This window comes from Haloarcula japonica DSM 6131, from assembly GCF_000336635.1.
GTDB lineage: Archaea > Halobacteriota > Halobacteria > Halobacteriales > Haloarculaceae > Haloarcula > Haloarcula japonica.
On sequence record NZ_AOLY01000037.1, the window covers coordinates 419,470 to 442,870 of the forward strand.

Annotated in this window: 24 protein-coding genes; 13 read left to right on the forward strand and 11 right to left on the reverse strand. The window is 64.9% G+C overall.

Annotation, left to right across the window (positions count from 1 at the left end):
- Positions 1 to 61 precede the first annotated feature (61 nt).
- Entirely contained in the window at positions 62 to 784 is a 723-nt protein-coding gene (locus C444_RS13325) for a hypothetical protein (protein ID WP_004593450.1), read from the reverse strand.
- Positions 785 to 865: 81 nt separating this feature from the next.
- Here C444_RS13325 and C444_RS13330 point away from each other — a divergent pair, with 81 nt between their 5' ends.
- From C444_RS13330 to C444_RS13340, 3 genes are all read left to right on the forward strand, one after another.
- The gene (locus C444_RS13330) at positions 866 to 1,201 is read left to right on the forward strand and encodes a DUF7471 family protein (RefSeq protein ID WP_004593451.1); all 336 of its coding nucleotides are present in this window, start codon (positions 866 to 868) and stop codon (positions 1,199 to 1,201) included.
- Complete coding sequence (locus C444_RS13335) at positions 1,198 to 1,701, forward strand: winged helix-turn-helix transcriptional regulator (protein WP_004593452.1); 504 nt, start codon at positions 1,198 to 1,200, stop codon at positions 1,699 to 1,701. Before C444_RS13330 ends, C444_RS13335 begins: the two co-directional genes overlap by 4 nt.
- 77 nt (positions 1,702 to 1,778) lie before the next feature.
- A complete protein-coding gene (locus tag C444_RS13340; RefSeq protein WP_004593453.1) occupies positions 1,779 to 3,044 on the forward strand; it encodes a DUF7405 family protein in 1,266 nt (421 codons plus the stop codon).
- Positions 3,045 to 3,058: 14 nt separating this feature from the next.
- On the opposite strand, the gene C444_RS13345 is transcribed toward C444_RS13340, so the two are convergent.
- A complete protein-coding gene (locus C444_RS13345; RefSeq protein ID WP_004593454.1) occupies positions 3,059 to 3,541 on the reverse strand; it encodes a hypothetical protein in 483 nt (160 codons plus the stop codon).
- Positions 3,542 to 3,651: 110 nt separating this feature from the next.
- Between C444_RS13345 and C444_RS13350 the strand changes: the two genes are divergently transcribed.
- Complete coding sequence (locus C444_RS13350; RefSeq protein WP_004593455.1) at positions 3,652 to 4,710, forward strand: DUF7350 domain-containing protein; 1,059 nt, start codon at positions 3,652 to 3,654, stop codon at positions 4,708 to 4,710.
- Positions 4,711 to 5,165: 455 nt separating this feature from the next.
- Here the strand turns inward: C444_RS13350 and C444_RS13355 are convergent, their stop codons facing one another.
- Positions 5,166 to 5,648 (reverse strand): hypothetical protein, encoded by a 483-nt coding sequence (locus C444_RS13355; RefSeq protein ID WP_004593456.1) that lies wholly within the window; start codon positions 5,646 to 5,648, stop codon positions 5,166 to 5,168.
- Between the two features lie 266 nt (positions 5,649 to 5,914).
- Between C444_RS13355 and C444_RS13360 the strand changes: the two genes are divergently transcribed.
- The 3 genes from C444_RS13360 (at position 5,915) to C444_RS13365 (ending at position 8,335) form a co-directional block, all read left to right on the forward strand.
- A complete protein-coding gene (locus tag C444_RS13360; RefSeq protein WP_004593457.1) occupies positions 5,915 to 7,831 on the forward strand; it encodes a beta-CASP ribonuclease aCPSF1 in 1,917 nt (638 codons plus the stop codon).
- 79 nt (positions 7,832 to 7,910) lie between these two features.
- Entirely contained in the window at positions 7,911 to 8,066 is a 156-nt protein-coding gene (locus C444_RS22380; RefSeq protein WP_004593458.1) for a hypothetical protein, read from the forward strand.
- Positions 8,067 to 8,086: 20 nt separating this feature from the next.
- Positions 8,087 to 8,335: a DUF7861 family protein gene (locus C444_RS13365; RefSeq protein WP_004593459.1), complete on the forward strand. Its 249-nt coding sequence runs from the start codon at positions 8,087 to 8,089 to the stop codon at positions 8,333 to 8,335.
- A 40-nt stretch (positions 8,336 to 8,375) separates the two neighbouring features.
- Here the strand turns inward: C444_RS13365 and C444_RS13370 are convergent, their stop codons facing one another.
- The 5 genes from C444_RS13370 to C444_RS13390 all read right to left on the reverse strand — a co-directional run bounded on the left by C444_RS13370 (position 8,376) and on the right by C444_RS13390 (position 13,007).
- Positions 8,376 to 8,930 (reverse strand): hypothetical protein, encoded by a 555-nt coding sequence (locus tag C444_RS13370; protein ID WP_004593460.1) that lies wholly within the window; start codon positions 8,928 to 8,930, stop codon positions 8,376 to 8,378.
- Positions 8,927 to 10,252 carry a divalent metal cation transporter gene (locus tag C444_RS13375; protein ID WP_004593461.1) on the reverse strand — a complete coding sequence of 442 codons (1,326 nt, stop codon included), beginning with the start codon at positions 10,250 to 10,252 and terminating at the stop codon, positions 8,927 to 8,929. The genes C444_RS13370 and C444_RS13375 overlap by 4 nt, the downstream gene beginning before the upstream one ends.
- Before the next feature lie 168 nt (positions 10,253 to 10,420).
- Positions 10,421 to 11,125, reverse strand: coding sequence for a hypothetical protein (locus tag C444_RS13380; RefSeq protein ID WP_004593462.1), 705 nt, complete (start codon positions 11,123 to 11,125; stop codon positions 10,421 to 10,423).
- A 60-nt stretch (positions 11,126 to 11,185) separates the two neighbouring features.
- Positions 11,186 to 12,298 carry a pyruvate dehydrogenase (acetyl-transferring) E1 component subunit alpha gene (gene pdhA, locus C444_RS13385; RefSeq protein ID WP_004593463.1) on the reverse strand — a complete coding sequence of 371 codons (1,113 nt, stop codon included), beginning with the start codon at positions 12,296 to 12,298 and terminating at the stop codon, positions 11,186 to 11,188.
- A 52-nt stretch (positions 12,299 to 12,350) separates the two neighbouring features.
- Complete coding sequence (locus C444_RS13390; protein WP_004593464.1) at positions 12,351 to 13,007, reverse strand: sugar phosphate isomerase/epimerase family protein; 657 nt, start codon at positions 13,005 to 13,007, stop codon at positions 12,351 to 12,353.
- 146 nt (positions 13,008 to 13,153) lie between these two features.
- Between C444_RS13390 and C444_RS13395 the strand changes: the two genes are divergently transcribed.
- The 5 genes from C444_RS13395 to C444_RS13415 all read left to right on the forward strand — a co-directional run bounded on the left by C444_RS13395 (position 13,154) and on the right by C444_RS13415 (position 20,511).
- On the forward strand, positions 13,154 to 14,278 hold the full coding sequence (locus C444_RS13395) for a thiamine ABC transporter substrate-binding protein (protein ID WP_004593465.1): 1,125 nt from the start codon (positions 13,154 to 13,156) through the stop codon (positions 14,276 to 14,278).
- 12 nt (positions 14,279 to 14,290) lie between these two features.
- Positions 14,291 to 16,147, forward strand: a complete 1,857-nt coding sequence (locus C444_RS13400) for an ABC transporter permease (RefSeq protein WP_004593466.1) — start codon at positions 14,291 to 14,293, stop codon at positions 16,145 to 16,147.
- Positions 16,148 to 16,172: 25 nt separating this feature from the next.
- The gene (locus C444_RS13405; protein WP_004593467.1) at positions 16,173 to 17,288 is read left to right on the forward strand and encodes an ABC transporter ATP-binding protein; all 1,116 of its coding nucleotides are present in this window, start codon (positions 16,173 to 16,175) and stop codon (positions 17,286 to 17,288) included.
- A 201-nt stretch (positions 17,289 to 17,489) separates the two neighbouring features.
- Positions 17,490 to 18,965 carry an arginine/ornithine antiporter ArcD gene (arcD, locus tag C444_RS13410; RefSeq protein WP_004593468.1) on the forward strand — a complete coding sequence of 492 codons (1,476 nt, stop codon included), beginning with the start codon at positions 17,490 to 17,492 and terminating at the stop codon, positions 18,963 to 18,965.
- Positions 18,966 to 19,383: 418 nt separating this feature from the next.
- Positions 19,384 to 20,511 (forward strand): CapA family protein, encoded by a 1,128-nt coding sequence (locus tag C444_RS13415; RefSeq protein ID WP_004593471.1) that lies wholly within the window; start codon positions 19,384 to 19,386, stop codon positions 20,509 to 20,511.
- A gap of 38 nt (positions 20,512 to 20,549) precedes the next feature.
- Here C444_RS13415 and C444_RS13420 read toward each other — a convergent pair whose 3' ends face one another.
- Positions 20,550 to 21,269, reverse strand: a complete 720-nt coding sequence (locus C444_RS13420) for a DICT sensory domain-containing protein (protein WP_004593472.1) — start codon at positions 21,267 to 21,269, stop codon at positions 20,550 to 20,552.
- A gap of 10 nt (positions 21,270 to 21,279) precedes the next feature.
- Positions 21,280 to 21,660, reverse strand: coding sequence for a DUF7344 domain-containing protein (locus C444_RS13425; protein ID WP_004593473.1), 381 nt, complete (start codon positions 21,658 to 21,660; stop codon positions 21,280 to 21,282).
- Positions 21,661 to 21,757: 97 nt separating this feature from the next.
- Here C444_RS13425 and C444_RS13430 point away from each other — a divergent pair, with 97 nt between their 5' ends.
- Positions 21,758 to 22,369 (forward strand): translation initiation factor IF-2 subunit beta, encoded by a 612-nt coding sequence (locus C444_RS13430; protein WP_004593474.1) that lies wholly within the window; start codon positions 21,758 to 21,760, stop codon positions 22,367 to 22,369.
- 33 nt (positions 22,370 to 22,402) lie between these two features.
- On the opposite strand, the gene cysK is transcribed toward C444_RS13430, so the two are convergent.
- Positions 22,403 to 23,329 carry a cysteine synthase A gene (gene cysK, locus C444_RS13435; protein ID WP_004593475.1) on the reverse strand — a complete coding sequence of 309 codons (927 nt, stop codon included), beginning with the start codon at positions 23,327 to 23,329 and terminating at the stop codon, positions 22,403 to 22,405.
- Positions 23,330 to 23,401: the final 72 nt, after the last annotated feature.

Here is a 23,401-nt window from a genome sequence, read left to right on the forward strand (position 1 = left end):
TATAATCTTGTGCCTTGGTACCAGACATGAGGTTATCGAGCGTCCCTGACGACGCCGACACTCAGGCCCCGATAGTCGTCAATGAGGCGATAGAGTCGGCGACACGGCGTTCCATCCCCGTCCCGGTGAACCCCGGTGCGGGGTCGACACCCTGCGCGTAGAATCCCTCCTCGCTCTCGACGAACTCGACACAGAGTGCGCGCGCACCGAAGCGGTCCAGTAACTCCCGGACGCGAGCCGCGAGCGTCACCTCGACGGTCTCCTCGCTGATGACGTGGTCCAGCCCGGACACTTCCGACCGGACCTGAATCGCTCGCAAATGGGTTTCACGGCCGTCGTTGACGGCGAAGTACTTGTACTCCACCGGCTCCTCCCGAACCCGGGCCTGGTAGAAATCGCCCTCGTCACTGTTCGCCGGCATACCGTCCCAAGAGTAGCGAGTCCGGGCGATGTAGTCTTGATCTGGCTTTTCGAACCAGACGGCCGGGACCTGACAGCCGACGTGCTCCAGCCCATGAAGGGCGACGAGTCGGCAGGACAGCGCCGTCGTCGGCAGGAATCCGTTCCACGTCTCGATACCAGCCCTGTCAGCGTATCTGAGAGCGCTGAACGACTCGGGCCGGAGCGTTGTGTTGACGAGTGCGGCCAGATCATCGATATCGGCTTTGGCTACCGGGTTTCCAGGCCGGAGGAACTGGACGTCAAACCCCCGGGCGGAGAGCCGCTCTGCGACGGCACCGAACACCGGATGTTCAGGCTCGCAGATGAAGCCGATGCAGTCCATACCGCCACGTCTCAGCGGTCCGATAAAAAAGTCGCGCAAAACCGAACGACTGAGGCACCGTGGTTCCGAAGTGAGCGCCTAATGAAACCGCTCAGTATTGGGGGCCACCTCGGCGCTGGGAGCGTGGACATCGTCGCCGTCGTTGTCCTCTCCGCCGTGGCCGGGGCTGTCCTGTGTGGACTCGCCCTCGCTGCGTACCGACAGCGCGGGACGCGCGCGTATCTGCTGATTGCGCTAGCGCTCTCCGCGCTGTTCGCCCGGCCACTGATTGCGTTGTTGTCGGGGTTTTCAGTGGTTTCAGCACCGACCCACCATTTCCTCGAACACGCGCTCGATACCCTCTTTGTCGTCCTCGTCCTCGGCGCAGTGTACTACGCCCGGACAGTCGAGAAACGCCTCGACGAGGAGGGGCAATGAGCGACACCAGAGCCCGGATCTACCGGCATATCGAGTCTAATCCGGGCGTCCATTTTCGGGAACTGACACGGGCGCTGGACCTCGCAACGGGACAAGTGCAGTACCACCTGGCCCGACTTGACCGCGTTAACAGCGAGTCAGTCAACGGGCGCACGCACTACTACACGTCGTCGTTCGACGCTTGGGAGCGCCACGCCATCGCCTTCCTCCGGCGAGAGACGGCGAGAGATATTCTCGTCACGCTCATCGAGCGCGGAACCGCTCACCCCGGCGAGATGGCTGATCACCTCGATATCGCCCGGAGCACGCTCGAACACCACCTCAATGGTCTGGTCGAATACGATATCGTTGAGAAACGGCGGGACAGTGGCCGGGTGACGCTGGCGCTCTGTCGGCCGGACCTGACGGTCGAACTGCTCGCGGCGGTCGACCCCACGGCCCCCGACCGCCTGTCGGACCGCTTCACCCGGCTACTCGACCGACTGTTCGAGAGCGAGTAGCCCGGTTTCAGCGGACAGTGGACGATTTCGAGTCCTGTACCACAACCCAATTGGACAGGCAGTCCATAGAGTGGGTGATGACTGAACGCGGGATTTCCCGACGCGAGTTCGCCAAGAGCGCCGTCGCCATCGGCGGCACCGCGGCGCTGGCCGCCTGTCTCGACCGCGGGTCAGGGACAGTCCCCGAAGGAACCGATGATCCCTCGTCTCTCCCAGAGCGCCAGCACGCCTGGGGCGCGTCGCTGGCGACCGACGACGCGGGGAACCACCGACTGTCGCGCCACCACGTTCTCTTGCTACTGAATTACACCGGCGACAGCACACCGACCGACGCCGACCGCGAGCAGGTCGAGACGGCGCTCCGGGATCTTGAACGGGCCTACGAGTGGAGCAACGAGGGGCTGCTGTTCACACTCGGGTACAGCCCGGCCTACTTCGACCGCTTCGAGGCCGACGTAGCCGGCGTCGATCTGCCGGAGCCGATGGCGCTTGCCCCCTTCGAAGACCCCGAACTGGACACGCCCGACGCACTGCTGCACCTCGCGAGCGACGATGAGCGAGCCGTTATCGAGGCCGAAGAAGCGCTGAAAGGCCGGCAAGATACCGCGAACGACCACGAAATGAGCGCGACCTTCGAGAGTGTCCTGCACGAAGAGGAGCGACGGACGGGGTTCGTCGGGGCTGGTCTCCCCGCCGAGAACCAGGACGTCGACGGGGTTCCGGACTCCGAGCCAGTCCCGGAGGAGGCCCCGCTGTTCATGGGCTTCAAATCGGGGTTCAAGGAAAACCAGGCCTCCGAAGACCGAGTGACGGTCGACTCGGGACCGTTCGCCGGCGGCGTGACCCAGCACCTCTCGAAAATCCGGCTCCAGCTCCAGCAGTGGTACGAACAGGACTCCCGGGACCAGCGCGTCTCGAAGATGTTCTGTCCGGCCCACGCCGCCGAGGACAAGGTCGAGGGCGTCGGCGAGAACCTCGGCACTGATAACGGTGCCGGCGAATGCCCCGAGGACGTGGTCGACAGCGGCCGGCGGGAGGGCGTCGTCGGTCACGCACAGAAGATGTCCCGCGTCAGGGAAGACGGGACACCGACCATTCTCCGCCGGGACTTTGATTCGACCGACGGCGGTGAAGCGGGATTGCACTTCCTCTCGCTGCAGCGCTCTATCGCCGACTTCGTCGCGACGAAACAGGCGATGAACGGAACGGACGTCGCTAACGAGTCCGCCGTCGGTCAGCGGGTGAACAACGGCATCCTCCAGTACATGACGGTCACGCGACGCGGGAACTACCTGCTCCCGCCACGTGACCTGCGGGCACTCCCACCGGCCGATCCAGCCTGACAGCTCCGTTGTCGTCAGGATACTGGATCGCGATTCTCGACCGACTCGCGAGTGAGGGCGTCAGCACTGACGCTGTAGCGGTACGACTGGGTGAAGTAGTCGGATATCGGGCCTTCTGTCGCCGTCGATCCGGCCGGTGGGTCAGTCGTCGAAGACCCCGTACAGGTGACGATGACATCGTACCCCCACGACCGCTCGGTAACGGTATCAACGCGGCAGGCGAGACTCATTTCGGTGTATTCACCCTGCCACAGACCGTTGTAGACACTCCGGTACTGGTACTCGTACACGAACTCCCGGACAGAGGACTCGTTCAATCTCGCGGGGCGGTCAGGCCGTTCTTTCGGACCGTCGTTGAACTCGACGGTCCCAGTCGGGGATGCAACTGTTGTCGTTGCATCTACTGGGGCTGGTGACTCTGACGACGGCATACCGAAACAGCCAGCCGTCAGGGCGGCGAGACCGAGGACCGCAATGCGGAGCGTTAGGGAGGGCATGCCCCGGAATGCGCCGACTGATAACAAGTGTCTTGTGCCGTATAGCTCCCGCCACGATATTCGGCCGCCGTACCAGAACGGTCTTTCAAACGAGGGCCCAAGGGCGGTTCATGAATCGACGACAGTTCCTCGCCAGTGCCAGATTCGCTGGTACGGCGGTTCTGGCGGGGTGTGGCTCGCTGAGTTCCCAGTCGACACGCGCCCCGCCGCTGGTCGAGAACCGCCCCGACGCTACCTACCGGCCCACCCACGCAGAGGGAATGGGGATGGCGGGGATGGCACAGGCGGGCGAGTACATGGTCGGGCTGAGCTACTCCTTTCCCCACCGCTTCTGGACGGTGACTGGAACGACGGCCGAAAAAGTCGACATCCGGAGCGAGGACAGCGTTCACCTGATGGCGACCGTCTGGGACCCCGAAACAGAAATGGTCCTCCCGGTATCGGCTGGGCTCTCGATTACCATCAAGCGCGACGGCCAGACGGTCGCCGACAAGTCCCCGTGGCCGATGATCTCCCAGAATATGGGCTTTCACTACGGCGACAACTACGCGCTCGACGGCGACGGCGTCTACCAGCTCTCGGTCCGCGTCAACGGCATGGGCGAACGCCGGCTGGGGGCCTTCGACGGGCGGTTCGGCGAGGCCGGCGAAGCCACGGTCGAATTCGATTTCGCACAGAGCACCCGCGACCAGCTCTCTTTCGAGGAGTTCCCGGACTCGCAGGGCGAACGCGCGGCGGTCGATCTGATGAACATGGACATGGTGCCGACGTCGCAGGTCCCCGAAGTATCGGCCTTGCCCGGAACGGTCCTCGGGACGGACAAAGGAAGCGACGGCGTCTACGCCGTCACCTGGCTGCAGGACGCCGCGTTCCTCGCTGATGATGAGTCGTATCTCGCCGTCTCGGCTCGGACGCCGTACAACCGCGTTCCCCTGCCGATGATGTCGCTGGACGGAACCATGGATACCGACGGTGAGACGGTGTTCGAGGACGCGCTAACCGCCGCCCTACATCCCGAGCTCGGATATCACTACGGCGCAATCGTCGGGACGGCAACGCAGGAGCCATCAGTCGGTATCGACGTCGTTGCCCCGCCGCAGGTGTCTCGTCACGAGGGATACGAGACAGCGTTCCTGACGACGCCGTCGTTCTCGTTTTCGGGTAACTGACTGCTTCCGCTTGACTGAGACCGGATCTTCAACAGAGTTCGACCGGTCGAAGTCCGTCGGTGACGGTCACCGACAGATATCGCGGGCCGAACGGCTCGGTGGGAATCGGCTGAGGCGAAGGGAATGCCCTGAGTGACCCTCCGCGACCGATTTCCGTATCGCCGCGGTCTGCGCCTAATCGAACCAATCTGTGTACTCGTCACAAGCGCGGCACTCGGCACGGATGCTCCACTCGTCTCCGCGATCGTGTGACGACGGTGCCACCCTGTTTATTCGGACATCCACCGACCCACATTCCGGACACTGGCTCGGAACCTGCTCACCGAACATGATTTATACAGTCCGTATAGTTGCCAGTTTTTGTGCTACAGTAATATTTGTTTCCCCAGAAGTGTCAGTTATAAAAACAGTCCCAGAGTATGAATAGTGGGGCCGAGCCGAGTCCGATACCGGGGTCACTCTACGGAAAACGGGCTCTCGGCCTGTTGCCATGGCCAGCCCGGGACGCGCGTCTGGACCCCGGCCGCGAGCGCGGCATCGAGGTCGTCGGCACCCGCGGCGACCCTGTCGTCACCGTGGGTTCGTACGTCTGCAACGTGGAACGTCGCCTCCGCGAGCAGTCGGAGGGGTTGCTCGCCGGCGATCATAGCCGCCAGCTCCCGGCCGAGGAGTTCATCGATAACAAAGCCCGGGTAATCGCCTGTAACGTCCAGTTCCCGGAGCAAGCGGACCAGCGCGGCGACGTTGACCGCTCGGTCGCCGTCAGCGAATACCTCGTCGATAGCGGCCGCATAGGCGTCGTCTGTGAGCGTGTCAACATCGACATCGAACTGGGAACCGAGGAAAGCTCGTGTTTCGTTTACCAGCGGGACGACGACGTCGCCCCGTTTCTGGACCCAGTCGTACTCCTCGCGAACGGCTTCAGGTGTCAGTCGCATGGCGGCGTCTCACGTGGAGGCCGCTTACCGCTTGTGGGCACACGCAACGGCGACTGCGGGACAGTTACCCACCTCCGTATTGCGAAGGCTTTTATAACACGAGGGGAATACTGAGAAATAGAGGACGGTTTTCCGGACATCTCTCCACGTCCGGAGGCAACTCACCGATAACTGATGACTTTATTAGAGAGCGTACATCCCGCGGCACCAGGTCGGCCCGCACCAGCCGTGGACGGCCCCGCTACCGGGATGACCCGTTTTGAGCTATGAGCACTGTAGACAAGCAACTCGAAGACGTGAAGGCAACGATCGACGACGAAGTCCCGCGCCGTATCTCCGTCTCGGATGTCACGTACGAGGGACCGGAACTCGTCATATACACGCGGGACCCGAAGGAGTTCGCCGCGAACAGCGATCTCGTTCGCCGGCTCGCATCGAAACTCCGGAAACGCATCACGGTCCGTCCGGACCCGGACGTACTGGCTCCGCCATCTGAGGCTGAAGCGGCGATCCGGGAACTCATCCCCGAGGAAGCCGGGGTCATGGACCTGAATTTCCATACTGACACCGGCGAAGTCGTCATTCAGGCACAGAAGCCCGGCGTCGTCATCGGCCGCCGCGGCGCAACCCTGCGTGAAATCACGCAGGAGGTCGGGTGGACGCCGGAAGTCGTTCGGACGCCACCAATCGAGTCCTCGACGGTCGACAACGTCCGGAACTTCCTCAAACAGGAGCGCGAGGACCGCCGTGACATCCTCGAACGCGTTGGCCGGCAGATCCACCGTGAGCCGATGTCGGACGACGAGTACGTCCGCATCACGACGCTTGGCTGCTGTCGGGAGGTCGGTCGCGCCGCGTTCATCCTCTCGACGCCGGACACGCGAATCCTCATCGACTGCGGGAACAAGCCCGGCGCGAACGGCGAACAGCCGTATCTGGACATCCCGGAGGCGTTCGGGGCCGGCACCAACGGCATCGACGCCGTCGTCCTGACCCACGCGCATCTGGACCACTCCGCGCTGGTCCCGCTCCTGTTCGAGTACGGGTACGACGGCCCAATCTACTGCACCGAGCCGACGCGGGACCTGATGGGCCTGCTGACGCTCGATTACCTCGATACCGCCGCAGACGACGGCCGTACCCCGCCGTACGACTCCGAGATGGTCCGCGAGGCGATCAAACACACCATCCCGCTGGAGTACGGCGACGTGACCGATATCGCGCCCGATATCAAGCTGACGCTGCACAACGCCGGCCACGTTCTGGGCTCGTCGGTGTGTCACTTCCACGTCGGCGACGGCCTGTACAACGTCGCCTTCTCCGGCGATATCCACTACGACGACACGCGCCTGTTCGACGGCGCTGTCAACGACTTCCCGCGGGTGGAGACGCTCGTGCTGGAGTCGACCTACGGCGGCCGCAATGACTACCAGACCGACCAGGAGGATTCCGAGCGAAAGCTCAAACAGATCGTCCAGAACGCCTACGACCGCGACGGGAAGGTCCTCATTCCGACCTTCGCCGTGGGGCGGTCGCAGGAGCTCATGCTCGTCCTCGAAGAGGCGATGCGGAACGGCGACATCCCCGAGATGCCGGTCCACCTCGACGGGATGATCTGGGAGGCGACAGCCGTTCACACGACCTACCCCGAATATCTCCGTGACGGCTTGCAGGACCGCATCTTCGACGAAGACAAGAACCCATTCTTGGCCGACCAGTTCAACCCTATCGACGGCGGCGACGAGGAACGGCAGGAGATCGCCGACGGAGAATCCGCTATCATCCTCTCCACGTCCGGGATGCTCACCGGCGGCCCGGCCATGTCCTGGCTGGAACACCTCGGCCCCGACCCGGATTCGACGCTCACCTTCGTCGGCTATCAGGCGCAGGGAACGCTCGGCAAGCGAATCCAGCGCGGCATCGACGAGGTACCCGTCGGCGGCAGCGGGCGCAGTGAGACGGTCCCACTGGAGATGGACGTGGAGACAGTCGATGGCTTCTCCGGGCACGCCGACCGGCAGGGGCTGGAGAACTTCGTGAAGACGATGAACCCACGGCCCGAGAAAATCCTCTGTGTGCACGGCGACGAGTCCGCGACACAGGACCTCTCCTCGTCGCTGTACCACGACCAGAACATCCGGACCTTCGCGCCGGAGAACCTCGAAACGTTCCGCTTCCGCTGACCCGGTCGCTGTTCCCGGTTCATTCTCACTTCCCGATAGCCGAACGAACCTCTATACCGGAGGCCAGTGAACGCCGAGTATGGACCTCGTCAAGTACTTCGACGAACTCGAACCGGTCGGGATGGTACTCATCGGACTCGTGCTGTTCATCATCCCGGAGCCTGCGACCTCCACGCTCGGCATCGGACTGATGGCGCTCGGCGGCGCGTGGTGGTTCTACGAGTGGAACCGGTGAGATAACTCACGGCAGTATCGATGAATCACGACCGCATTCACGCACAGAAGCCGTCACACCACCGCGACCGCTGGACGGTCGGCACAATCACCGGGCTAACAGAGCGGGACGGCCATTGCGTCGTCACCGTCGAAAACGAGTCGGGTGAGCCAACCGAACTCGTCGTCACGCTGGCCATCCGCGACCTGTTCATCAGTCGGCTGGACATCGGCGACGACGAGAGCCCAGTCGGTGAGCGCGTTTGGTTCCGGAAACGCGGCAGGTCGTAGCCGGCTGCCGCTGACGCGTCCGGTCCAGGTTTGACCGTCACTACGAGAGGTCGACGGTCCGGTCGGCCCAGCGCCGAAGCCTACCGAGTGCGTCCCGTTCGGCTCGGGACACCGGATTATCGACGCCAAGTTCGTCGCTGTCGAAGGCGTTGAGGACGGCCACGTCCGCTCCGTCGCAGTATTCGGTGAGCCGGCTCACCGCGTCAGCCTCGTACTGAAACGGAATCGTCGCGTCGTTGACGAATACCGCTCGCGGATTCCGCGGGAGCGCGTCCATCTGTCGCTCGGCCCGGCGGGCGTTTTCCCGGGCGAGCGCGACCGCTTGGTTGTCCGTCTCGCTCTCGGTGCGCGGCGCACTGGCGTCGATTCGGCCGATCCAGACCGCTTCCGGCACGGTAATGAATCGGTCGAGGCGGCCACCCAGAACAGTCCCGTCGCGTTCGAGTTCTGGCGCGAAATCGAGAACAACAACGCCAGCGGTCCCCTCGCTGTCGAGCCAGGCGTCGAGGGCGGCAGCGGTCGTCCGCGTCTTGCCGGCGTTCGAGGGACCGGTGACCAGCGTCGACCCCGAGAGCGGGAACTGGAGACCGGTCACGCGAGGAGTTCCTCCCGCAGGAACTTCCCGCCGAGGCCGGCCATGGCGAGGCCGAGCGCGACGGCAAAAGCCAGCACGAACCCGGAGAGCGGACCGACACCGCCGCCGAGTTGCTCGACGACGAAGTTCGCGGCCAGCCCGCCCGAAACGGCGATGAGTACCAGCCCGCCGACGTTAGCTAGCGGTGAGTTCGATTCAGGGACTGCGTCAGAGTTCAGGAGATAGAGGACGAGGGCGATGACGAAGGGCGTGCCGACGGTACCGAGTGCGAGCACGAGGACGAGCTGGCCGAGCACGTTCCCGCCGATGAACGCGCCCGGCGCAGACAGCAGCGCGACGGCGACGAGCAGGCCGCGGTAGCGGCTATCCTCAATAGTGGTGCCCCAGCCGAGTTTGTCGGCCAGCAGGAACGCCGGGACGATGGTGTTACCGCCGAGCGACGACACGGCAGCGCCCCACAGGCCGAGCAGGAACAGCCAGCGGGCGCTGTCGCCGACCAGCGGACCAAGGGCTTCCGCAGCGCCGACCGTCGTCAGGTCGCCGGAGGTGAGGACGCTCGCCGTCACCAGGAAGATGGCGAGGCTGTAGACGCCGAAAGCCACCAGCATCGACGCTCCGACGTCGACTGTCGCGAGGTCGTAGTCTTCGCGGGTCCAGCCGCGTGCCCGCATCGTGTAGGAGTGCATCGTGATGAGCGTGATGTGGACCGCCCCGCCGAGGATGCCGGCCGCGACCAGCGCGCTCCCGGACGGGACGGACGGGATCAGGCCGGTCACCGCCGCGCCGGCGTCGATGGGCACGACGAACAGGCTGGCGACGAACGCGACGACGACCAGCAGGACGAGGACTTTCGCGGCCAGTTCGAGGAACCGGTAGCCCCCGCCCGCCAGGCCCGCTGCGAGGATGAGCGCCCAGACGACGCCCCAGATGTGGGCGTCAATACCGGTTACCGTCGCCGAAACCGTGGCGACAGTCTTCATAATGACCAACTGTGCCACGCCGGCAGCGAGTACCGCGTCGCCGACAAGCAACCACGCCCACGTTTCACCGAGGTTGTCCTCGACAACGGCGACGATACCCCGTTCGGTCAGCAGTCCCAACCGCATCGCGAGATACTGCGCCAGCGCCCCCGCCCCCGCGGAGAGGACGACGACCCACAGGAGGCTGTAGCCGAACGCACCGCCAGCGGTAACGAGGCTGGCGATCGTCGCCGGGCCGGCGGCGATTGCGCCGGCAATCCAGGACGGCCCCATCGCCTCGACGTAGTCACCGATTGCATCCCTGCTCACAGTAGAACTATCGACGGTTTCGGTCGAACTCATACCTCCGGCTTGGGTGATGCCCCCTGAAAATACTGCCGACATATCGTTCGGTGGTATTCTGCGGTAATTCGGCTGTAGTACTGCGATTGTTCGGAAACGGTAACGCTAGCTGAATTGGCACAGTATCCGCTCACGGAGCGGACCGCTACCGCAGACGACAGAGCCGCCTCAGAGTTCGACGATCCCGAGGTCCGATTCCAGTTCGTCGACGTGGTCGTTGTACGCGTCGACGAAATCCGCGAACTGTGGGGCGTACTCGCGGATGTCGGCGGCTGACGGGGGTTCGTACTGCGAGAGGAGGTAGAGCCCGTTGCTGCCGCCGACGCGGAGATACGACGCGCCGTCGGTGTCCCACTTCAGTTCCCAGCGGGTGCCCTGGATTCGGCTGGTGAACGTGCCGTAGTCGCCGCCCTCGTAGCGCTGGAGTTCCCGCGCGATCTGGTCACAGATTTCGCGGATCCGACCGAGGACGCGGTCGCGTTCGGCCACGACACCGTCGGTGGTGGCGATTTCCGGGAACTCAGTCGACACGTCGTCGAGCACGCCGTCGAGGGACGCGACGTAGTTGTTGAACCCCTCGACGAAGGCGTCGTAGTCGGCGAGCGCGGCGGCCAGCGGCTCCGGCTCCGGTGGCTGTTTCGTCGAGATGACGTACGTGTCCGAGCCACGCGACGGCGAGAACCGGAGGTACTCCAGGTCGCCGCCCTCGTACTTCACCGTCCACTCGCCGCGGTCGGTCTCGATATCCGCCTGCCCGTAGTCGCCGCCCTCCAGCCGGGCGAGCTGGTAGGCGACCTGTCCGGCGTGGTCCCGGACCGCCGCGACCAGTTCGTCACGCTGCTGTGCAACGGCCGTTGCGTCGGCAGGGTCCACCGGTGGCCACTCTGTCACAGTAGACGGAAGCGACGGGACGGCAATAACAGGCTCGGTCGGCTACTCGGACTCCAGTAGCGCGTCGTCACCGTGGCGCTCGCGGAGCGACTCGAAGTACTCGCGCTGCTCGTCGATGTTCGGCGTCGACTCGGCGTACACGTCGGCAAAGAGGTCCGTCGGGTCGGCAGCGTGGGCCTCCGCGTTGTCGATAATCTCGCCGAGGCGTTCGTCGATGGTATCGTCCATCACCTCGATTTTCCTGTCGTCCAGCAGATTGCAGTTTCTGAGGAACGACTCCATCCGGTCCAGTGGGTCGCGTTCACGCCACTCCTCGACCTCTGCGTCGTCACGGTACACGTCCGGGTCGTCGGCGGTCGTGTGCGCGCCGAAGCGGTACTGCACCGCCTCGACGAAGATGGGTTCCTGCGCTTCGCCGTTTGCTCCTACGGCCCGCTCCCTGGCGGCCTCGGTGACCGTGTAGGTCGCCAAGGGGTCCATCCCGTCGACCTGCACGCCGTCGAAGCCGTACGCGTCAGCTTTCTGTGCCAGCGTCTGGCTGGCGGTCTGGCGCTCCCGCGGGACGGAGATGGCCCACTGGTTGTTGTTGCAGAAAAACACCGTCGGCGTCTCGAACACGCCGGCGAAGTTCATCGCTTCGTGGAAGTCCCCCTCGCTGGTAGCTCCGTCGCCGAAGTGGACGACGCCTGCCCGGTCGTCGCCTTTTTTCTTTGCCGCCCACGACCACCCGACTGCGTGGGGGAGATGCGCGCCGATGGAGATGTTCAGCGGGAACACGTTCACGTCGCCGATGGCGGCGTTGCCCGCTTCGTGGCCCATCCAGTAGAGGACGTACTCCCAGGGGAGCCCGCGGGCGACGAGTGCACCATGTTCCCGGTACTGATAGAAGATAGTATCCTCGTCGGCCAGCGCGTACGTCGACCCGATCTGCGACCCTTCCTGGCCGGCGAGCGAGGAGTAGGTCCCAAGCCGGCCCTGCCGCTGGAGGCTAATCATCCGCTCGTCGAATCTGCGGGCAAAGCGCATATCGCGGTACATCGATACCAGCGCCTCGTCGCCGATATCGGGAATGAGATCGGGGTCAACGATCTCGCCGTCGGCGTCCAGCGCCTGCACCTGGTCGTCGTACGCCCTGTCGAGCACGTCGTTGGCCATGTCGTATCACCACACTCGAAGCGGACGAGCAAAAAGCTGTGTCCGGTTCTGTTCAGCCCAGCCACTCCAGGACACGCCGGCGAGCGTCGGCCTGGTCGTCGGGCATCACTTCGAGGACGACGGCCCCGTCGAAGTGGGCGTCGAGAACGTCGGCGGTCCCTTCGAGCGGGACGTCGCCGTCACCGAACGCCAGCCCGTCTTCCAGTGAGGTGCTGTCAGCGAAGTGCACGACCTGAATCCGGTCGCCGTACTCCCGAAGCAGCCCCGACAGCGCGTCGAGATACGCCGGTTCGGCCATGTACAGGTGGGCGGTATCGAGAACGAGGTCGTGGCCGCGACCCAGCACGAGATTCTGAAGCGAATGGACGCTCATGCCGGGGTTATTCTCGTACCCGTACGGCGCGGTGAAGCCGTAGGCGTCCAACTGTGGCGTGTGCGTGTTCTGGGCGTACTGGCTGTGGACCACCAAATAGGCGTCGAGCCGGTCTGCCAAGGCGTCGCTCCGCTGAAACGGCTCGGGGTCGTCCGGGCGGGCGTGAAGGGTGTGGACCGACAGCGCCGTGACTGGGGAGCGTTCAACCGTCTCGGCCGTCGCCTCCACGCTATCGAGGTCCGAGGGCCGCAAATAGAGTTCGACGCTGTCGAACCCCCGGTCGGCTGCCCCGGCGAGGGCATCCGGGGACGGCGGGCATTTGCCGACGAGATTCATGTATCGGTTCTCGGGACAGCCGGTCGTAAAACCATGCCGTTCACGAGACGGAGCGTGCCAGCAGACCATTACAGAGCGAACGGCGGCCGAGAGTTGAATATTCAGGAACAGCGGGGTTAAGTACCACTGGGTGTGACCACGGAGTAATGGATAGACGTTCGTTCCTGACAGCGGCCGGTGCGACGGTGTCCGTCTCGTTCGCGGGCTGTGCCGGACTGGGCGGCAGCGACGAGTCGAGCACCGAGGGGTCGAGCACGGACGAGTCGACTGCGAGCGGGACGAGCACCGGCGACGCCGGCGGTGCCGAGGAGACGCTCGTCGTCGGGACCTACAGCGCATTCATCGATTCGCCGTCGACGAGTCCCGGTGCGTGGGTGAAACAGCGCTTCGAGGAGGAGTTCGACGCCCGGCTCGTCTGGCAGACGCCGAGCAACGAGCTCAACCACTACGTCGAGCGCCGAAACGCCGGCGTCGACATCGAGGCCGACATGTACCTCGGGCTGAACACCGATCACCTGGTCACGGTTGACGAGAATCTCGACGACTCCCTGTTCGCCGAGGTCGGCGACGTGGCCGGTCAGGACGACATCAAGCCGGGTCTGCAGTTCGACCCCGACGGCCGGGCCATCCCCTACGACACCGGCTACATCAGCCTGGTGTTCGACGGGACGGCGACCACCGCGCCTGAGACCTTCGACGGGCTCCTCGCCGAGGAACACGCCGGCGACCTCATCACGCAGAACCCCGCCAGCTCCGCGACCGGGCGGGCGTTCCTGCTGCATACGATCAAGCAGTTCGGTCCCGACGGCTACCTGGACTACTGGAGCGACCTGCAAGACAACGATGTTCGGGTGCTGGGCTCCTGGAGCGACGCCTACAGCGCGTGGTCGAGCGGCGAAGCGCCGATGGTCGTTTCCTACTCCACCGATCAGGTGTTCGCCGACCAGAACGATGCCAACATGGAGGAACACCAGATTCGGTTCCTGAACGACCAGGGCTACGCCAACCCGGAGGGGATGGCCGTCTTCGAGGGCGCAGACACGCCCGACCTCGCCCGGGAGTTCATGGGATTCCTGCTGCGCCCGGAGGTTCAGGGCGAAATCGCCGTCCGGAACGTCCAGTTCCCGGCGACCGAGTCCGCCGAGCTGCCCGAGGACTACGCGGAACTGGCCCAAGAGCCCCCGGAACCGGTCACGTTCGGCTACGACGAGCTCAGGGGCTCCGTTTCGGGCTGGATATCCGACTGGGAGCGGCAGTTCGCCTCGAACTGACGACGACCGACTGTGGCCCGAGATTCCGACGGCGGTGCTGCTAAAGATCGCGGCGAAGTGTCGACAGCGACGGCGAGCAGCGCGAACCAAGAGCAACGGCGACGCATTCGCAACAGCGTCGAACGGCGGGCCATCGTCGGGCTCGCGGTCGCCACTATCGCGCTGTTGCTCGGCATCTTCTACTACCCGGTTGCGACGGTGTTCATCGACAGCGTTCTCGTGGAGGGTCGCTGGACCGGTCGAGTGTTCGTCTCGATCCTGCAGGACCCGTTCTACCTCGGCGAGCCGGCGCGGTTGCTCGCCGGCGAACCAGCAGGGGCAGTCATTGAGGCCTTCCTTTCGCCGGACCGGCGGCTAGGCGTCATCGGCTTCACGGCGTACCAGGCGGCGCTCTCGACAGTCGCCAGCGTCGCTCTGGGCCTGCCGGCGGCGTATCTGCTCGCTCGCTACGAGTTCCCCGGCCGGCGGACGCTCCGGTCGCTGACGATTCTCCCCTTCGTCCTGCCGTCGATAATGGTCGGTGTGGGCTTCGTCGCCACGTTCGGCCGGAACGGGACGCTCAACGCCGTGCTCGGCGCGCTCGGTCTCGGACAGGTCGATCTCCTGTTCACGCTGGAAGCCGTCGTCATCGCCCACGCGTTCTACAACGCCCCGCTCGTCGCTCGGGTGACCACCGCCGCCTGGGAGTCCGTCGACGCCAGCGCGGTCGAGACGGCCCGGAGCCTCGGTGCGAGCCCGCTCCGGGCGTTCCGCGACGTCGTCGCTCCGCAACTCTACCCGTCGGTGCTGATGGGCGCGGCGCTGACCTTCGTGTTCACCTTCAGCACGTTCCCCATCGTCCTGGCGCTGGGCGGGTTCCAGCTTGCGACCGTCGAGGTGTTCGTCTACCGGCTCATCCGCGACCTGGAGTACGCCGAGGCGGCCGCGCTCGCGCTCATCGAGCTCGGCATCTCGCTGGGGCTGCTGTACGCGTATCTCCGGTACGAGGCCAAGCACACTGTCCAGTCACGGGGGATTCGCCCGCTCCCGCGGCGGCCGCTGAGGCCGCCGTCGCTCTCGGTCCGTGAACTGCTACCCAGAATGGGACTGACCGTCTACGCCGTCGTCGCGCTGGCGGTGTTCGTCGCACCGATTGCGAGCATGGTTCTCGCCAGCCTCAGCGGGCCGGAGGGGCTGACGCTGGCGAACTACCAGTTCCTCATCGACCGCCAGACGACCGGCGCGTCGTTCCAGGTCCAGCCCTGGGACGCGGTCCGGAACTCGCTGCTGTTCGGCGTCGCATCGCTGGCCGTCGCGCTCCCGATGGGCGTCGTCGTCGCTGTCCTCACGACTCGGGACTACCGCGGCCGGAAGGTCGTCGACGCGGTTGCGATGGCTCCACTGGCCGTGTCCGGCATCGTCGTCGGCCTCGGACTGCTTCGGGGCCTCGTCTTTGGCGTCGAGGTCGGCGGCTCGCGCATCGCCGTCGGCGGCGGTCTCGCCATCGTCGCCGCCCACGCCGTCGCCGGCTACCCCTTCGTCGTCCGCACCGTCGCGCCCGGCCTCGAAAGTATCGACCACACGCTGGTCGAGTCCGCCCGCGCGCTCGGCGCGCCGCGGGCCAGAGCGCTGCTGGACATCGAGCTCCCGCTGGTCTGGCCGGCCGTCGTCGCCGGGGCCGCCTTCGCCTTCGCTATCTCCATCGGGGAGTTCTCGGCGACCGTCGTCCTCGCGTCGGGAACGAACCAGTTCACGATGCCCATTGCCATCGAGCGGTTCATCGGCCGCCGGCTCGGCCCCGCGACGGCGATGGGTGTCGTCCTGCTCGTGGTCACCAGCGCGAGCTTCCTGCTCATCGACCGGCTGGGAGGTGACGACGTTGGGTTCTAAGGAACCGCCGTCAGACAGTCCAGCCGTGGACCGGACCAGCACGCCGGCGGTCGAACTCGATGGTGTCACCAGACGCTACGGCGAGACGACCGCTGTCGGGGACCTCTCGCTGTCGATTCAGGACGGCGAGTTCTTCACGCTGGTCGGCCCCTCGGGCTGCGGGAAGACAACGACGCTCCGGCTCATCGCGGGCTTCGAAGACCCCACGCAGGGGGGAATCCGGTTCGGCGGCGAGTCCGTCACCGGCGTCCCGCCGGAGGACCGCGACGTGGGCGTCGTCTTCCAGAACTACGCCCTGTTCCCGCACATGTCCGTTGGGGAGAACGTCGGCTACGGACTCTCGTTCACTGACCCACCGGGCGGCGGCAGCGACGAGGCGCGGGTGCGGGAACTGCTGGAGCTTGTGGACCTCGGCGAGATGGCCGACCGGGACCCCGACACGCTCTCGGGCGGCCAGCAGCAGCGGGTGGCGATGGCCCGTGCGCTGGCCCCCGGCCCTGACGTGCTCCTCCTCGACGAGCCGATGAGCGCGCTGGATGCGAAGCTCAGGGAGCGCCTCCGCGTGCAGGTCCGCGAGATTCAGCAGGAACTGGGCATTACGACGATTTACGTCACCCACGATCAGGAGGAGGCGCTGGCCGTGTCCGACCACGTGGCGGTCATGCACGACGGAACGCCAGAACAGGTCGCGCCACCGCGGACAATCTATCGCGAGCCGGCGACTGAGTTCGTCGCCACCTTCGTCGGCGACAACAACGTTCTCAGTGGCGAGGTGACGGCGGTACGGTCGACCGATGACGCTGACGACAACGGCGATGGGAGTGAACAATCCATCGCGGACGTGACGGTCGACGATGCGACGTTCTCAGTTGCCCTGAACGGCGACAGCGACCCGACCGCGGCTGTCTCGTCCGGAGACCGGCTCACGTTCTGCGTTCGGCCGGAACGGCTCGCTGTCGACGCCGACCGAAACGCACTGACGGCGACGGTCACGAGCGCAGAGTTCCTCGGAGAGACGACGCGCGTTCACCTCGACTGGGAGGGGCGTGAACTCCTGCTACGAACCGAAGACCCACCGACCGGGACCGTGACAGTCGGCTTTGCCCCGACGGACGCACACATTGTCGACAGACAGCCGTAAGCTACCAATCCCCACGTCGACACTGGAATGGTGTCTGTTTTAACCGACCTGTGGTTATCGCCGATATAATATGACACGCGGTGCCGTCGCAAGTGATCGAAACGGGCGTATCGGAGCGTGTCGACAGGGTCAGCGGGAATCAGCGTTTCTAGACCAAGGCCATGCCGGAGTCCGGCTGGATAGGCGCGACGGGGGACGGTGATGGTCGAGTTCGAACCTCGGCTGTTCGACGACATCGACCCGTCTGAACGGCCGTCACTGGGTGCCGCACTCGTGCCGATTGCGGGAATGATCGTGTTCCTCAGTGTGGGTCTCATCGCTTTCGACTTAGACCCCCAGTTCCCGCTTTTCTGGGGGATTGCCTTCACCGGCCTGTTCGCACGGTACCATCTTGGACTCTCGTGGACGGAACTGTACGACGGCATTGCCAGTAGCCTGCTCATGGGCATGCGGGTAATTCTCATCATGTTCACCGTCTATGCGCTCATCGCCTCGTGGATTCAGGCGGGCACGATTCCCAGCCTGATGTATTTCGGGCTAGAGCTGTTCACACCGACGGTTTTTCTCCCGGTAGCGGCAATCCTCTCCGCGATAATCTCCTTCGCCGTCGGCTCCTCGTGGACGACGGCCGGGACGCTCGGGGTAGCGCTCATCGGGATCGGGTCGGGGCTGGGTATTCCAGAGCCGATGACTGCCGGCGCGATTCTCAGCGGGGCCTACACGGGGGACAAGCAGTCCCCGCTCTCGGATACGACGAATCTGGCCGCCGCAGTGACAGACACCGATCTGTACGAGCATATCAACGCGATGCGGGCTGGAACGCTCGTCGCGTTCACTATTGCCGTCCTCCTGTACGCTGGCCTCGGACTGCGGGCCGCCGGAACCATCCCCGCTGACCGCGTTGCGTCCATTCAGGCGGCCATCGAGAGCACGTACGTCGTCTCGCCGCTCGTGTTTCTGCCGGTCGTCGTGACCTTCGGACTCGCGCTGCGTGGCGTCCCTGCCCTGCCGACGCTGGGGACGGGGGTCTTCGCGGGCGTCGGAACCGCGATGTTCGTGCAGGGAACTGGATTCGGCGCAGCCTGGTCGGCAGCACAGTCTGGGACAGCCCCGGAAACGGGCATGGAGCTCGTGAACGGACTCCTGGAGAGCGGCGGGCTAACCGGCGGTGCGTGGATTGTGACGATTGCGATTGCCGCGCTCGCGCTGGGCGGCCTGCTCGAACGGGCCGGCGTGCTCGCGGTGCTTTCCCACCATCTCGGGCGACTCTGCCACAGCGTCGCGAGCCTCACGGGCGTGACCGCTGTGTCCGCCGTCTCGATGAATATCCTGGCGGCGGAACAGTACGTGAGCATCGTCGTGCCGGGGATGACACTCGGTAATCTGTACAGCGAGCAGGGGCTCAAGAGTCAGAACCTCTCCCGGGCCATCGAAGCGTCGGGAACGACGACGAGTGCGCTTATCCCGTGGAGTAGCGGCGGGCTGTTCATGGCCGGAACGCTCGGCGTCCCGACGCTGGAATACGCGCCGTACTACTTCTTCGGCTTTCTCTCGCCGCTCGTGCTCCTGTTCATGGGAGTGACCGGCTGGCAGATCGTCTATGCGGACCGAACTGACGCCGGCGGCCGGGCAGCGGAGTCCGGTAGCACTGGGTCGGTGGCAGCTGGCGAGGATTGATCAGCCTCGTGCTGCCAGTAGTAGCGGGTCCGTGACTGTCAGCGCACGCAAGCAGAACGAGTCCCACGGCGCGTACTACCGCACCGACGTGCCCGACGTAGATCCGGCTGGCGGCAGAACAGCCTCGTGGACCGCGGTGACACCGGGTTCGAACTGACGATCCGCGGTGTCGCCGAGCCGAGAAAGGCAGTCAGCGAGGCGGTCAATGTCGGCTACGAACTCGACTACCATCACCTCAAATAGAACCGATCCGCAACGCAGCCGGGGGCGTGGGTGGGTTTCGGTCGTGATATCACTCGACATGCATCGAGAACAGGGTAGCGTTCGGTGATCGGTCGTAGTCTGTCTTTGCAGGGTCGAGAAGTATTTTTCACCTCACCGAGATTCAAGAGACTCCCCGGCCAATGGTGTACGCACCGTGGCACCGACCCGCCGAACCGCCCTCGCCAGCGCTGGTCTCACACTCGGGAGCCTCACCGCTGTTTCGGGCTGTCTGGATTCCGCCGGCGACGCGGACGTGTCGTGTCCGCCCTCAGTCCCAACCGACGCGTCGCTGCGCATCGGGTTCGTTGGCGACGTGATGCTGGGCCGGAGCGTCGACGAACGGTGGCACGATGCCCCCGACGGACCGACTGCCGTCTGGGGGTCGATACTCGACCGTCTGCAATCGCTCGACGGCCTGGTAGCGAACCTCGAATGCTGCGTCTCGAACCACGGCGAACCACGGCCCGGCCGTACGTTCCACTTCCGAGCGAGTCCTGAGTGGGCCGTGCCCGCGCTGGAGCGTGCCAGCGTCTCCTGTGCCGGACTGGCGAACAATCACCTGCTCGACTTCGGACCGGCGGCGCTCACGGACACGCCGGCTCACCTCGACGACGCTGGCATTGCCTCAGCCGGGGCCGGCGTCGATAGAGAGACAGCATTCGAGCCAGCGGCCATCGAAATCAGCGAACTCTCAGTTGCCGTCGTCGCCGTCACTGACCAGTCGTCGAGCTACGCCGCCGGCCGCGACAGTCCCGGCACGGCCTACGCACCGCTTGACCCGAACCACCCGTTGACTCGCCGCCGTGTCGGGGGTGCGCTGGCGGCGGCCCGCGACGCCGACCCGGACCTGCTCGTCGTCACCGCTCACTGGGGGCCGAACTGGGTGACAGAGCCGGCCGAGACACAACAGGCCTTCGCCCGCTGGCTGGTGGATAACGGAGCGGATGTTGTCCACGGCCACAGCGCCCACGTCATTCAGGGCGTCGAGGTGTACCGCGGACGCCCCATCATGTACGACACCGGCAACTTCGTCGACGACTACGCGATCAAGGACGGGTACCGCAACGACCGGAGTTTCCTGTTCGAACTGCACATCGATGACGGGCGGCTGGCCGCGCTCGAACTCACACCGGTCGAGAACGCGTACACACAGGTCAGGCACGCGGATGATACGGTGGCTGAGTGGCTCCGGGAGACAGTACGAGAGCGCTCCCGGTCCTTCGGAACAACTATCGAGCGCAACGGACGGGGACTTCGGATCCCGCTGTCGTGCCCGGCATAGCATCCGCTGTGTGTTTCCGGGCCGGCTCGTGTCGGCTGCTACTCGTCGACAGCCACAACCGCCGCCATGATTTCGTCGACCAGCCGTGGGTTGTACGTCCAGACGCCCCGAAACGGTCCGTCCTCGGTTTCTTCGGCGACGAGCGCACACTTGCTCTGGTCGTCGCCGGCGGCGTCGAACGCCAGCAACCACACCTGTTCGAGCGTGGTGTCTGTGAGCGGATGGAACGAGATTCCGGGAATCGCTGGCGGCTCCCAGTCGTCCCGTCCGTAAACGTGGATGTCGAGGTCCGTGTCGCTGGCAAGCGTCTCGTATCGGGCGTGCTGAGAGCGGAAAATAGACAGCGACTGGAAGCCCACTCGAAGGGTACCCTCCCCGACGCGGTAGGCCCTGTCTTCGAACTCGTGTGACGTTGCGAGCAACTGTGCCGGCGTGAGCGAGGACAGGAGCGTGTTCGCGAGCGCCGAGCGGAGAAGCTGTCGGCCCGGGTCACTGTCAGGGGTTCCGCTGTCGTCGGAATCGACCATCGGCTTACACAAGAACGACTGCAGCGCGGTGAGCGGGACTGCCTCGGCGAACACACCGTCCCGACGGATGACGGCAAACGCGTTCTGGTGTCCGGTCGGGAGTTTCCGCCAGGTGGCGTCGATCCCCTGAGTTGTCAGACGCTCGCCCACAGTCTTCGTTGCGGGCGGACCGTACACAGTTATCGCCACGTCCGAGTCCTCGAAGCGCCGGAGGAGGGTCCGAACTGTCATCGGCCCACGATCAGTCCTCGTGGTCTGTCTCGGCGGTATCCAGATCGGCTATCGTCGCCAGAACCTCGGCCGTTGATGGTGACAGCGATACCAGTGTCGCGGTCCGCTGGGCAGCGTCGTAGCTAATAACGCCAGCGTTATCGAGAACAGGGAGGTGGCGGTGGTGGAGTGCAGTGCGGGTATCGTCCCAGTTGCAGGTGTCGGTGTCTCGACCACGCGCGCTGGACCAGCCCACGACCACATCAGTGAGTTCCGAGATCGAGGCCGAGTCGTGTTCGGCGAGGTACGTGTATATCATCCGCCGGGGCTCGGCTGCCAGCACCCGTAATAGCGTATCGAGTCGCTCGGACGAGAGTCCCGGCGTCTCCACAGGCTGTTCGTGCTGATCCATGTCAATCAATTATCCACTCTCGGTATTAATATCATTGGCCGATAGTTAATCACAGATGTGACGGAATCCATTTACGTGCCAGCACCGTCTAAAGTGTATGAACTACGAGTCCGCCCTACAGCGTGCGTACGACGTACTACCAGACCAGCCCCGGGAAGCCGGTGAACGGCTGTCGATTCCTGACCCCGAAGGGCAGACAGACGGGGCGTTCACACGCCTGACGAACTTAGAGGCAATCGCCGACGCAGTCTCGCGGGACGCCCAGCATCTCCACCGCGCCATCCAGCGCGAGTTCGGGACCAACGGCCAGTTCGACGGCGGCGAAGCCCGTTACAACGGCTCGTTCGACACTGCTGATTTCGACGCCGCCGTGGACGCATACGTCGCCGAGTACGTCACCTGTTCCGAGTGTGGCCTGCCCGACACCGTCCTCAAGAACGAAGACGGCGTCGACATGCTGCGCTGTCAGGCCTGTGGTGCGTTCCGCCCGGTCGCCAAGGGCGCGAGTTCGAACACCCAGCAGGACCGACCCACGCTCGAAGAGGGCGAGACCTACGAGGTCAAGATCACCGGAACGGGCCGCGAAGGCGACGGCGTCGCGGAGAAAGGGAAGTACACCATCTTCGTCTCCGGAGCACGCGAAGGGCAGGTCGTCGAGGCCTACATCGAGAGTATCAGCGGCACGCTGGCGTTCGGTCGCGTCGCATAAGGCCGGTTTTCACGAGACAGCTACGGTTCTCACTTATTCCCAGAGGTCCGTCGAGAGGTATCGCTCGCCGGTGTCCGGCAGGACAACGACCACCGTCTCGTCGGGGTTCTCGGTCGCGTACTCTGTCGCCGCGTGCAGTGCCGCGCCCGAGGAGATGCCGACCATGATTCCCTCCTCGCCCGCGAGTCGTCTGGTCGCGTCGACGGATTCGTCCTTGCTCGCGGTCCGTACCTCGTCGACGAGGTCGCGCCGGAGGATGTCCGGAACGAATCCGGGGCCGATACCCTGGATGTCGTGGCTGTCGGGGTCATCCGCCGAGAGCAGTTTCGACTGTTCCGGTTCGACAGCGACGGAGGTGAGGTCCGCACCGACCTCCTCCTCGATGTACTCGGAGATGCCGGTGATCGTGCCACCGGTCCCAACGCCGGCGACGACGGCGTCTACGTCGCCGTCGGTATCGGCCCAGATCTCCGGACCCGTCGTCTCGCGGTGGGCTCGCGGGTTCGCCTCGTTCTCGAACTGCCGGGCGCGGACAGTACCCGGTTCGTCAGCGAGTTCGTTCGCGCGTTCGATTGCGCCGCTCATGCCGCCGTCTGCCGGTGTGAGTTCGAGCTCCGCGCCGAGCCCCGACAGCAACTGCCGGCGCTCCTCGCTCATCGATTCGGGCATCGTCAGCACGCAGTCGTACCCCCGCGCAGCACAGACAGCGGCCAGCCCGATGCCAGTGTTGCCGCTGGTCGCTTCGACGACCGTCCCGTCGTCGGGAAGGTCGCCGGACTCGACGGCCGCCTCGACCATGTACAGCGCGATGCGGTCCTTCACCGAGTAGGGGTTCGCCGCTTCGACCTTGCCGAGCAGATTGTCCGCGAAGCTGTCGAGACAGACCAGCGGCGTGTCGCCGATGAGTTCAGTCACGCTAGATGCGACAGTGCCGTCGTCTCGCTGGGCGTACGACTGCATACACCGGGAGAAGGCGATTAGTCCCCGTAACGACGCACCCAGAATATTGTGGGGCGAATACATTCACTCGGT

What these genes read in the sequence shown, in the direction of transcription:
- C444_RS13395 (WP_004593465.1), top strand. Translation starts at nt 13,154, where the DNA reads ATGGATAGACGTTCGTTCCTGACAGCGGCCGGTGCGACGGTGTCCGTC.
- C444_RS13350 (WP_004593455.1), top strand. Translation starts at nt 3,652, where the DNA reads ATGAATCGACGACAGTTCCTCGCCAGTGCCAGATTCGCTGGTACGGCG.
- C444_RS22380 (WP_004593458.1), top strand. Translation starts at nt 7,911, where the DNA reads ATGGACCTCGTCAAGTACTTCGACGAACTCGAACCGGTCGGGATGGTA.
- cysK (WP_004593475.1), bottom strand. Translation starts at nt 23,329, where the DNA reads ATGCAGTCGTACGCCCAGCGAGACGACGGCACTGTCGCATCTAGCGTG.
- C444_RS13425 (WP_004593473.1), bottom strand. Translation starts at nt 21,660, where the DNA reads ATGGATCAGCACGAACAGCCTGTGGAGACGCCGGGACTCTCGTCCGAG.
- C444_RS13365 (WP_004593459.1), top strand. Translation starts at nt 8,087, where the DNA reads ATGAATCACGACCGCATTCACGCACAGAAGCCGTCACACCACCGCGAC.
- C444_RS13360 (WP_004593457.1), top strand. Translation starts at nt 5,915, where the DNA reads ATGAGCACTGTAGACAAGCAACTCGAAGACGTGAAGGCAACGATCGAC.
- C444_RS13345 (WP_004593454.1), bottom strand. Translation starts at nt 3,541, where the DNA reads ATGCCCTCCCTAACGCTCCGCATTGCGGTCCTCGGTCTCGCCGCCCTG.
- C444_RS13355 (WP_004593456.1), bottom strand. Translation starts at nt 5,648, where the DNA reads ATGCGACTGACACCTGAAGCCGTTCGCGAGGAGTACGACTGGGTCCAG.
- C444_RS13390 (WP_004593464.1), bottom strand. Translation starts at nt 13,007, where the DNA reads ATGAATCTCGTCGGCAAATGCCCGCCGTCCCCGGATGCCCTCGCCGGG.
- C444_RS13325 (WP_004593450.1), bottom strand. Translation starts at nt 784, where the DNA reads ATGGACTGCATCGGCTTCATCTGCGAGCCTGAACATCCGGTGTTCGGT.
- pdhA (WP_004593463.1), bottom strand. Translation starts at nt 12,298, where the DNA reads ATGGCCAACGACGTGCTCGACAGGGCGTACGACGACCAGGTGCAGGCG.
- arcD (WP_004593468.1), top strand. Translation starts at nt 17,490, where the DNA reads ATGGTCGAGTTCGAACCTCGGCTGTTCGACGACATCGACCCGTCTGAA.
- C444_RS13430 (WP_004593474.1), top strand. Translation starts at nt 21,758, where the DNA reads ATGAACTACGAGTCCGCCCTACAGCGTGCGTACGACGTACTACCAGAC.
- C444_RS13375 (WP_004593461.1), bottom strand. Translation starts at nt 10,252, where the DNA reads ATGAGTTCGACCGAAACCGTCGATAGTTCTACTGTGAGCAGGGATGCA.
- C444_RS13340 (WP_004593453.1), top strand. Translation starts at nt 1,779, where the DNA reads ATGACTGAACGCGGGATTTCCCGACGCGAGTTCGCCAAGAGCGCCGTC.
- C444_RS13330 (WP_004593451.1), top strand. Translation starts at nt 866, where the DNA reads ATGAAACCGCTCAGTATTGGGGGCCACCTCGGCGCTGGGAGCGTGGAC.
- C444_RS13335 (WP_004593452.1), top strand. Translation starts at nt 1,198, where the DNA reads ATGAGCGACACCAGAGCCCGGATCTACCGGCATATCGAGTCTAATCCG.
- C444_RS13420 (WP_004593472.1), bottom strand. Translation starts at nt 21,269, where the DNA reads ATGACAGTTCGGACCCTCCTCCGGCGCTTCGAGGACTCGGACGTGGCG.